The organism is Actinomadura sp. 7K507 (assembly GCF_004348425.1).
In the GTDB taxonomy this organism is placed as follows: domain Bacteria; phylum Actinomycetota; class Actinomycetes; order Streptosporangiales; family Streptosporangiaceae; genus Spirillospora.
Map to the genome: position 1 here is coordinate 23646 of NZ_SMKK01000095.1, position 8026 is coordinate 31671.

The window sequence follows — 8026 nt, forward strand, 5'->3', positions numbered from 1 at the left end:
CCGCCCCTACGGTCACATGACCCAGCGTCGGAAGCCGCCCTCGGAGTCGACGACCTGCCCGGTGATCCAGGCGCTGTCGTCGCCGGCCATCCAGCGGACCAGGCGGGCGACATCGGCCGGTCTGCCCCAGCGCCCGCGGGGAAGCGCGCGGCCGACCCGCTCGGTCAGATCGGGGTCGGCCCAGCCGGTGTCCACCGGCCCGGGATTGACCGTGTTCACCGTGATGCCCCGGTCGATCAGCGCGTCCGACAGGCTGAGAGTCATCTGGTGGATGGCGCCCTTGCTGATGGCGTACGGCAACTCCCGGCTCATCGGGGCCAGGTGCTGGCCCGAGGTGAACAGGATGATCCGTCCGCCCGGCCGGTCGTCGTCGTGAACGGCCGCGAACGCCTGCGCCAGCAGGACGCTCGCCCTCGCGTTCACCGCCCAGGTCAGGTCCAGTTCGGCCGCGGTGACCTCGGCCAGGCTCTGGACCGAACTGCGCGCATGGTTGGCGACCAGCACGTCCACCGCGCCGAACGCTTCCACCGCCGCGTTCACCACCCGTTCGGGCGCCTGCGGGGAGGCGAAGTCGGCGGCGATGTGCCGAAGCCGGGGACCTTCACCACCCAGGCGTTCCACGATCCCGGCCTCTCCCACGGGATCGGCGCCCCATGGTTGGCCGGCATCATGCGGCGACCACGAGTGCACCAGTACCGAGGCGCCGGCGGCGAGCAGCTCCGCGGCCACCGCGAAGCCGATCCCCGCCCTCCGGCTCACCCCGGTCACGATGGCGACCCGGCCGTCGAGCGCACCTGCCGAAGACATTTCCATCCCTTAGCTCCGCATTCCGGTCTCGTTGTGGACAAAACACCCGGTATCGCGGTAGGTAAAGCCGACTACGTCACCGCGACATCGCTGTTCACCGCCCGGACGACCGGGCGTACCCCCATGAAGGAACACCGTGAACGACTCAGCATTGATCTCCGTCGGGCTCCCGGTGGCGCTGGCCATCATCATGTTCGGGCTCGGGCTCTCCCTGACCACTGGCGACTTCCGCAGGGTGGCCCGCAGCCCGAAAGCGGTGATCGTCGCGCTCGTCCTCCAGGTGATCGTGCTGCCTTTGGTCGCCTTCGGCCTGGTCCAGGCCTTCGACGTCGACCCGCTGATCGCCGTCGGCGTGATGCTCCTGGCCGCGTCACCGGGCGGCACGACGGCCAACCTCTTCAGCCACCTGTTCCGCGGTGACGTCGCCCTGAACGTGACGCTCACCGCGATCAACTCGGTGCTCGCCGCGGTCAGCATCCCGCTGATCACCAATCTGGCGATCGACTTCTTCGACGCCGAGGGGACGCTCGGCCTCCAGTTCGGCAAAGTCGTCCAGGTCATCGCCATCGTCCTCGTGCCGGTCGCCATCGGCATGCTGGTGCGCCGGCGGTCGGACGACTTCGCCCGGCGCGCCGACCGGCCGGTCCGGATCTTCTCGATCGTCGTGCTGGTCGCGGTCTCGCTGGGCGCCATCCTCGGCGAGAGGGAGCACTTCGTCGAGTACGTCCGCGAGGTCGGGCTCGTGGTCACCCTGTTCTGCCTGGCCAGCCTCACCTTCGGCTACGCCGGAGCGCGACTGTTCCGGCTCCGGCGCGAGCAGGCGATCGCGACCTCCATGGAAGTCGGCATCCACAACACCACCGTGGCACTGACCATCGCCCTGAGCGTCCTCGACAGCACGACGGTCGCCATCCCCGCCGCCGTCTACAGCATCGTCATGTACCTGCTCGCCACGGCCTTCGGCTTCACCATCACCCGCACCAACCCGACGAACCGACAGGAGACGGAGTCCCACGTTTAGCTGACGGCGCCTTCCCGTCGGCCGGATATCGCTCAGGCCGCCGGAGAGCGGCGCTGACGCTTTCCGCTTACGGCCAGGCGGCGAGGACGTCGTCCGGCGTCCACACCAGGTCGACACCGCCCGTGGTGCGGACGCCCGAAAGAGAGACGGCCACGAGTGCGGTCTGCGCCGGGTCCAGGCCCGGGACGGCGGTGACGGAGCCGCGAAGGCCGGTCAGGTCGCGATCGTCGAAGGGGCTGTTCAGCCACTTGATCGAGCCGGCGAAACGGATGCGTCCGGCCACGGGTGCCCGGTCGGCGCCGATCAGATCGATCTCGGGGTCGAAGCGCCGGTTCCACCAGCCACCGACCGCGCCGACGTCCGGCCAGGGCAGGTCCGACAGCTCCAGGGCCTGCCGGACGAGCGGCTCCACCGCCCGGCCCCGCCATGACGCCCAGCGGCGTTCGATCAGCCGGAAGCCCGCTTCCGACCGGCCTCGGCGGGTCTGCTCGTGGGCCGTGCGGAGCGCCGCCAGGTAGAGGCGCAGGTTGCTGTCGGCGATCCGGTACAGCGCCGGTCTCCCCGGTTTCGTGGACAGGGGCTCGTCCACGTCGAGGACGCGTTTCTCCTCGGTCAGGCGGCGAAGCAGCGGGGACAGGGTGCCGGACGGCAGGGCCTCGTTACGGCCGCCGGCGGTGGCGGCGATGTTCGCGTGGGTGCGGTCGCCGGAACCGACGGCCTCCAGGACGCGGCGCGCCGAGTCGGGGGTTCATACCTGCTGGCGGGTGAGTGTTCATGAGTGTGCATAGCCGTTCATGAGTGACGTGGGTGTGGTCATGAAGCCGGTGGAACGAGTGGTGCGCTGGGGGCTGTTCGCTGTCGTGCCGGGGGTGGGATGCCATGTGACGGGGCACGATGGTGCTCATGTGGGTCGATTGCATGTTCGAGGAGAGTGACTTAAAGTATCCGTCATGTCGCAGTCCGCCATCGTCGAAGGTGTGGACGCCGTCCCCGCAGCGGCCGCCCACCCCGGCGTGGACGATGCCATCTGCCAGGTCGGGCGGACCGCAGCGCAAACCGCGGCGCAGACTGCGGTGCGGGGCGGGCACTCGCAGCGGCTGCGGCCGATCGATGCGCCGTTCCTGGCCGCCGGCCCGTCGGGGGTGGCGATCCGGACCCGGCTCAAAGTCCTCACGTTCCAGGACGAGAACGTGCTGCGCGAGGTGGCGGCGCATCTGGGGTCGCTGGCCGGTCGTGACCTCAAAGCCCGGTGCCGGGCGGGGACGGCGCATGACGCCGACGGGTGGGCGGCGCGTAAGCGGGCGTTGACGGGGGAGTCGTCGGCGCGGTGGGCCGGATCGATCACCAAGGCCACCCACGACCAGTGGGCGCTGGCCCGCCGCAGCCACCTCGCGCACCTGAACAGTCTGGAAGCCGGGATCGCGGTCATCGAGCGGCGGCTGTCGGTCCCGATCGGCCAGAAGGGCACCCGGCAGGCAGTCGGCGGGTACCGGTCCAGGCGGGAGTGGTTCGCCAAGTCCCGCCGCCTGCACGTCCTCAAAGACCGTCTCGCCGCCGTACGGGCGGACTGGGACGCCGGGCGGGTGCACGTGGTGCGCGGCGGCAAGCACCTGCTGAACCACCGCCACCACCTTGACGCCGCAGGGCTGAGCCAGGAGCAGTGGCGGGCCCGGTGGGAGGCCGGGCGCCGGTTCTGCCAGGCCGACGGCGAGTCGGGGAAGCGGTACGGCAACGAGACCATCCGCGTCACCCCCGACGGCGAAGTAGCGATCAAGCTGCCCGCACCGCTGGCGCATCTGGCCAACGCGCCGCACGCCCGCTACGTCCTGACCGCCCGCGTCGGCTTCGCGCACCGGGCCGCCGAGTGGGCCGACCGCATCTGCGCCGACCGGGCGGTGGCCTACCGCATCTACCACGACCCGGACCGAGGCCGCTGGTACCTGACGGCGTCCTGGCAGCGCCCCGCCGTCCCCGCGGTGTCGCTGGAGGCGGCCCGTGCCCGCGGCATCATCGGGGTGGACGCCAACGCCGACCACCTGGCCGCCTACCGCCTGGACACCTGCGGCAACCCGGTCGGCGACCCCATGCGGTTCAGCTACGACCTGACCGGCACCACCACGCACCGGGACGCGCAGATCCGGCACGCCATCACCAGGCTGCTGCACTGGGCCCGGCGCTGCGGCGTCGCCGCCATCGCCATCGAAGACCTCGACTTCGCCCAAGACAAGACCCGGGAGAAACACGGGCGGCGTAAACGGTTCCGGCAGCTGATCTCCGGCTTCCCCACCACCAAGCTCAGGGCGCGGCTGGTCTCGATGGCCGCCGAGCAGGGTCTGGCGATCGTCGCGGTGGACCCGGCCTACACCTCCCGCTGGGGCGACCAGCACTGGCGCAAACCCCTCACCACCAGCAAACGTGAAATGACCCGCCATGACGCCGCCTCGGTGGCGATCGGCAGACGCGCCCTCGGACACCCGATCCGGCGACGGACGACACCGCCCCGCCAGCACCAGAGCGATGCTGTCGGGCATCGGACCGTCCAGGCCGAACCGAGTGCCCAAGGGCGTGAGGAAACCCGCCCACCCGTCACGGAACGCGCACACGATGCACGCCCCCGGACCGGGACACACGGAACGCGGGCAACCAGCGCATCCAACACCGTTCGGGATACGCGCAGTACCAGGAGGTGGGTACAAAACTCACTCCTGGACACTGTCTAGGAACGGTTCGGGAACTCCGCGAGCAGCAGCGACTCTGGGGACAGTGCCTTGAGCGCTTCGGCGTGCATCCCCCACTGTGGCCCACTCAAGTTCTTGCCCAGGAGCGCGGCGGCCGTCTCCTGGAGCATCTCAAGGTTCACCAGGACGCTCGGGAGTGTGCCGCCCGGTCCTCCGAGTCGGGAGAGCGTGTCGAGCACGCCGGGCAGCTCCGCGGAGCCGGGGGATAGATCAGCGTGCCGCGCGCCGTCGATGAAGTCGAACATGTGCAGCGCCCAGCCCCCGGCGTCGGCCGTCCATAGCATCCGGGGCGCGGGGACGGCCGGCGAAAGCGTCAGGTTCGCAGCACGCTCACGAAGGAAGAGCCGGGTGGCGGGATCGTTCGCCGGAACGCCTTTGAGGAAAAAGCTGCCGCCTTCGGTGTGAAGCCTCGCAGTGACGCCCCGCTCCGCCGACTCGGCCTTGAACACCGTCCCGTGACGGTCCTCCACAGCCGCCCGTGCCTCTTCTGGCAGCTCGTCCCAACGATGCTTCCGCACGCTCACGTAGTCCTGGGAGAGTCGTGACACCCCTGGTGACACTGGCTGCAGTCACCCTCCGTGGCCCACAGGTCGGGGTCGATCGGTAGCCCGGCCTTCTCCATGGCGGCCACGGTAGTCCTGATGGATGCCGCTCCGTCGCTGGCGCGGTCCGAGTCGTCGGGCGTGTGGTGGATGAAGCGCCCCGCGACGCGCTGGCAGAACTCCGCCTCCCGTAGGTCACGGGTGATCCCCAGAGAGCCGTAGGTGCCGCTCGGGTGAAGAGCATCTTGATCGCCCGGGAGCCCTTTGGATCCTGCCGGGGGAGTGCGTTACCGGTCGTGGCGTCCGGTCTTGGCCTGGGCAAGGAATGTCACCCACACTCGGGTGGTGAACGTGAGGTGGCCGGTGTCCGGGGCCTTGCTGTCCCGTATGCCGATGCCCACGTCGAGGTCGGCGACCTCGACGCAGTTGCCGCCGGCGCCGTTGCTTCGCGTGCTCTTGCGCCATGTGGCACGCGTCAGATCAGGCATCATCGTCCATGGTTCTGTCATAGACTCCGGCCTTTGCCTGGGCGGTGAAGGTGGTCCACGCTGGACGATCGAAGGCGAGGTGGCCTGCGTCCGGGGACATCGGACGCAATACCCCAGGCGGGGCATCCCGGTGCTGTCGGCGAGGTGCCCTGGTTACCCGTCGTGGTGTCCGGCTTGTGCCTGGGTCATGAAGGCGGCCCACTGGTTGGGGCTGAACGTGAGGTGGCCGGCGTCCGGGGCCTTGCTGTCGCGGACGGCGATACTCACGTCGAGGTCGGCGACCTCCACACAGTTGCCGTTCTGGCCACTTCGGGAACTCTTGCGCCACGTGGCACGGGATATATCGGCGTTGTCCATCCCGTACGTCCTTTGATCGTGCTCAACTGCCTGCACCTGCCACGCGCTGGATCAGTGAGACCGAGTCGTCGGGAGGTAGGGCAGCCGCAAGCAGACGGTCAAATGCAAGCATAAACGCCTCGACATCGTTTGCGCCCTCCAAGTACACCCCCTCCGGGATGGTCTCCAGGTACACCACGTCCCGATCGGCGGGCTCGGCGAAGTTCAGGATGACGAAAGGCCCCGATGTGCCTGCGTGGGCACCAGACCCGAACGGAACGACCTGCACGGTAGTTCTTCCCTGTTCGGACACGGCGACCAGGTGGGCAAGCTGTTCGCGCATGATCGTGTCGTTCCCGACGGTCCGGTGGAGCGCTGCTTCGTCAAGGACTACCCAAAGGCGCGGACGGTCAGCTCGCATAAGGATCTGCTGTCGTGCCACGCGCACCTGAACACGGCGGTCGATCTCATCAGGGTCAAGTTCTTGCGGCCCACCGCGGATCATGGCGCGTGCGTACTCCGGGGTCTGGAGGAGGCCAGGTACCGCCAGAGGTTCGAACGCCCGGATGGTCGTGGCCCCCGCCTCAAGGCCGATAAAGACCTCATATGGGTTAGGAAGGACGTCTCGGAAGGAGTGCCACCACCCTGGCTGTCGGGCTTCGCGCGCCAGCTGTACGAGTCCTTCTTTCTCTGCGCCGGAGACTTCGTAGAGTCCAAGCAGTTCGCGGACGCTACGAGGCTGGGGCTTGGTCCGGCCGGTCTCGATGCGGAACAGCGTTGAGCTGGACCACTCCAAGCGACGCGCTACCTCTTCGCGGGACATGCCCGCTGTCTCGCGACGCTTGGTCAGCTCCAACGCGAGTCGACGAGCCCGCAGGGTGGGGCTGTGACCTTGATCTTGGTTGCGCGTCACGGAGACCTGCCCTCGCTGGAAGGATTTCGAATGCAGTATTGCATCACAATGTGACGTGGTGCATTCTTGCGACTACAGGATGCCACCGGACGCATGGTGGCGCAGGAGAATGGAGCGGCCCCGGACCGGTGCGGCCACACCGGTCCGGGGCCTAAGCCCGACTGGAAAGGAGTCGGACCCATGACGAACCTACCCAACGGCCCGTCGCCGGTGGAGCAGGAGCAGGAGCAGTGGAGGGAGGTACCGGCGGCGACGGTCGAGCGGCTGAACATGCTGGTTCGGTTGATGCTAGACCTGCGCAGTCTCGGGCGTGGCTCGGTCTTGTACCTAGACGGGAAGGCCGAGCCGGTTCTGTCGGTGCCGGTGCTGTCGCGGCGGCGGTCGATGGCGGTGCTCGTCGTCCAAGAGGGCGGCGGGTGGTCCTACCTGTGGGACTCCGTCCACCGGACGCCGGGCAGATCGGTGCGGGTGGCGGCCGAGCGGATCGCCGGGGTCACGCGGTGATCATGTGGGACGAGGTGCACGCCGAGCGGATGTGCTCGGACGGAGTACTCGACGTCCGGGACGTCCGGGCGCGGGTGCGGCGGACGCTGGCGGGTGCGCTGGGCGGCAACGTCCACGGGTTCGATCTGGACGACGTGGACCTGATGGTCTGCGAGATCACCACCAATGCCGTCCGGCACGGTGCCAGTGGCCTGCCTGGTGGCGGGGTCTGGGTGACCGTGCTGGTGTCGGGGGACCGGCTGCGGGTGGAGATCCAGGACGACGGCGGCTCGGACGGGCGTCCCCTGATCCCTGCGCAGAGTGCTGGCTGGGACGAGTCCGGGCGCGGCCTGATGGTGGTGAACGGGCTGGCTGACTGCTGGGGGACGCTGCCGGGCGCGGACGGACGCCACACGGTCTGGTTCGAGGTCGTCCGATGAAGCGGATGATCGGGCAGCGCCTCCGCGATGCGAGGGCGTCCTGGCGTGGTGATACGGCTTGGCAAGGCGAGCGTCAGGCCGTCCAAGATCTATCGGCCGAGCCGTATCCGGAGACGGTGTTCCTGTTCGCGGGGCTGTCGCCGGAGGCGCGTAAGGCGCTGGAGGTCATTCCGCAAGAGGCGCAGGCGTGGCGTGCGCTGGCGGAGATGGAGGCCGCACGGGCGCGACTGTGGTCGGGACGGGGGCGGGTATGGGACG

At 69.0% G+C, this 8026-nt stretch carries 11 protein-coding genes; 5 read left to right on the plus strand and 6 right to left on the minus strand.

Annotation, left to right across the window (positions count from 1 at the left end):
* Positions 1 to 12: 12 nt before the first annotated feature.
* The gene (locus E1285_RS21920; protein WP_132154954.1) at positions 13 to 807 is read right to left on the minus strand and encodes an SDR family oxidoreductase; all 795 of its coding nucleotides are present in this window, start codon (positions 805 to 807) and stop codon (positions 13 to 15) included.
* A 136-nt stretch (positions 808 to 943) separates the two neighbouring features.
* On the opposite strand from E1285_RS21920, the gene E1285_RS21925 reads away from it, so the two are divergent.
* Positions 944 to 1828, plus strand: coding sequence for a bile acid:sodium symporter family protein (locus tag E1285_RS21925; RefSeq protein WP_132154956.1), 885 nt, complete (start codon positions 944 to 946; stop codon positions 1826 to 1828).
* A gap of 67 nt (positions 1829 to 1895) precedes the next feature.
* On the opposite strand, the gene E1285_RS21930 is transcribed toward E1285_RS21925, so the two are convergent.
* A complete protein-coding gene (locus E1285_RS21930) occupies positions 1896 to 2417 on the minus strand; it encodes a hypothetical protein (protein ID WP_207946730.1) in 522 nt (173 codons plus the stop codon).
* A 361-nt stretch (positions 2418 to 2778) separates the two neighbouring features.
* Between E1285_RS21930 and E1285_RS21935 the strand changes: the two genes are divergently transcribed.
* Positions 2779 to 4548, plus strand: a complete 1770-nt coding sequence (locus E1285_RS21935) for a transposase (protein WP_243722964.1) — start codon at positions 2779 to 2781, stop codon at positions 4546 to 4548.
* Here E1285_RS21935 and E1285_RS21940 read toward each other — a convergent pair.
* The 4 genes from E1285_RS21940 to E1285_RS21955 form a co-directional block, all read right to left on the minus strand.
* Positions 4545 to 5084, minus strand: coding sequence for a hypothetical protein (locus E1285_RS21940; RefSeq protein WP_132154958.1), 540 nt, complete (start codon positions 5082 to 5084; stop codon positions 4545 to 4547). The genes E1285_RS21935 and E1285_RS21940 overlap by 4 nt on opposite strands.
* A gap of 311 nt (positions 5085 to 5395) precedes the next feature.
* Positions 5396 to 5599: a DUF397 domain-containing protein gene (locus E1285_RS21945; protein WP_347814095.1), complete on the minus strand. Its 204-nt coding sequence runs from the start codon at positions 5597 to 5599 to the stop codon at positions 5396 to 5398.
* A 150-nt stretch (positions 5600 to 5749) separates the two neighbouring features.
* Complete coding sequence (locus tag E1285_RS21950) at positions 5750 to 5953, minus strand: DUF397 domain-containing protein (RefSeq protein WP_132154962.1); 204 nt, start codon at positions 5951 to 5953, stop codon at positions 5750 to 5752.
* A 22-nt stretch (positions 5954 to 5975) separates the two neighbouring features.
* On the minus strand, positions 5976 to 6845 hold the full coding sequence (locus E1285_RS21955; RefSeq protein WP_279510082.1) for a helix-turn-helix transcriptional regulator: 870 nt from the start codon (positions 6843 to 6845) through the stop codon (positions 5976 to 5978).
* Between the two features lie 180 nt (positions 6846 to 7025).
* Between E1285_RS21955 and E1285_RS21960 the strand changes: the two genes are divergently transcribed.
* The 3 genes from E1285_RS21960 to E1285_RS21970 all read left to right on the plus strand — a co-directional run.
* Positions 7026 to 7349, plus strand: a complete 324-nt coding sequence (locus E1285_RS21960) for a hypothetical protein (RefSeq protein WP_132154966.1) — start codon at positions 7026 to 7028, stop codon at positions 7347 to 7349.
* Positions 7350 to 7351: 2 nt separating this feature from the next.
* Positions 7352 to 7768, plus strand: coding sequence for an ATP-binding protein (locus tag E1285_RS21965; protein WP_243722966.1), 417 nt, complete (start codon positions 7352 to 7354; stop codon positions 7766 to 7768).
* A partial coding sequence (locus tag E1285_RS21970; protein ID WP_132154970.1) for a hypothetical protein occupies positions 7765 to 8026 on the plus strand: 262 nt, incomplete at its 3' end. The genes E1285_RS21965 and E1285_RS21970, both read left to right, overlap by 4 nt.

What these genes read in the sequence shown, in the direction of transcription:
- E1285_RS21920 (WP_132154954.1), bottom strand. Translation starts at nt 807, where the DNA reads ATGTCTTCGGCAGGTGCGCTCGACGGCCGGGTCGCCATCGTGACCGGG.
- E1285_RS21935 (WP_243722964.1), top strand. Translation starts at nt 2,779, where the DNA reads ATGTCGCAGTCCGCCATCGTCGAAGGTGTGGACGCCGTCCCCGCAGCG.
- E1285_RS21945 (WP_347814095.1), bottom strand. Translation starts at nt 5,599, where the DNA reads ATGATGCCTGATCTGACGCGTGCCACATGGCGCAAGAGCACGCGAAGC.
- E1285_RS21950 (WP_132154962.1), bottom strand. Translation starts at nt 5,953, where the DNA reads ATGGACAACGCCGATATATCCCGTGCCACGTGGCGCAAGAGTTCCCGA.
- E1285_RS21960 (WP_132154966.1), top strand. Translation starts at nt 7,026, where the DNA reads ATGACGAACCTACCCAACGGCCCGTCGCCGGTGGAGCAGGAGCAGGAG.
- E1285_RS21965 (WP_243722966.1), top strand. Translation starts at nt 7,352, where the DNA reads ATGTGGGACGAGGTGCACGCCGAGCGGATGTGCTCGGACGGAGTACTC.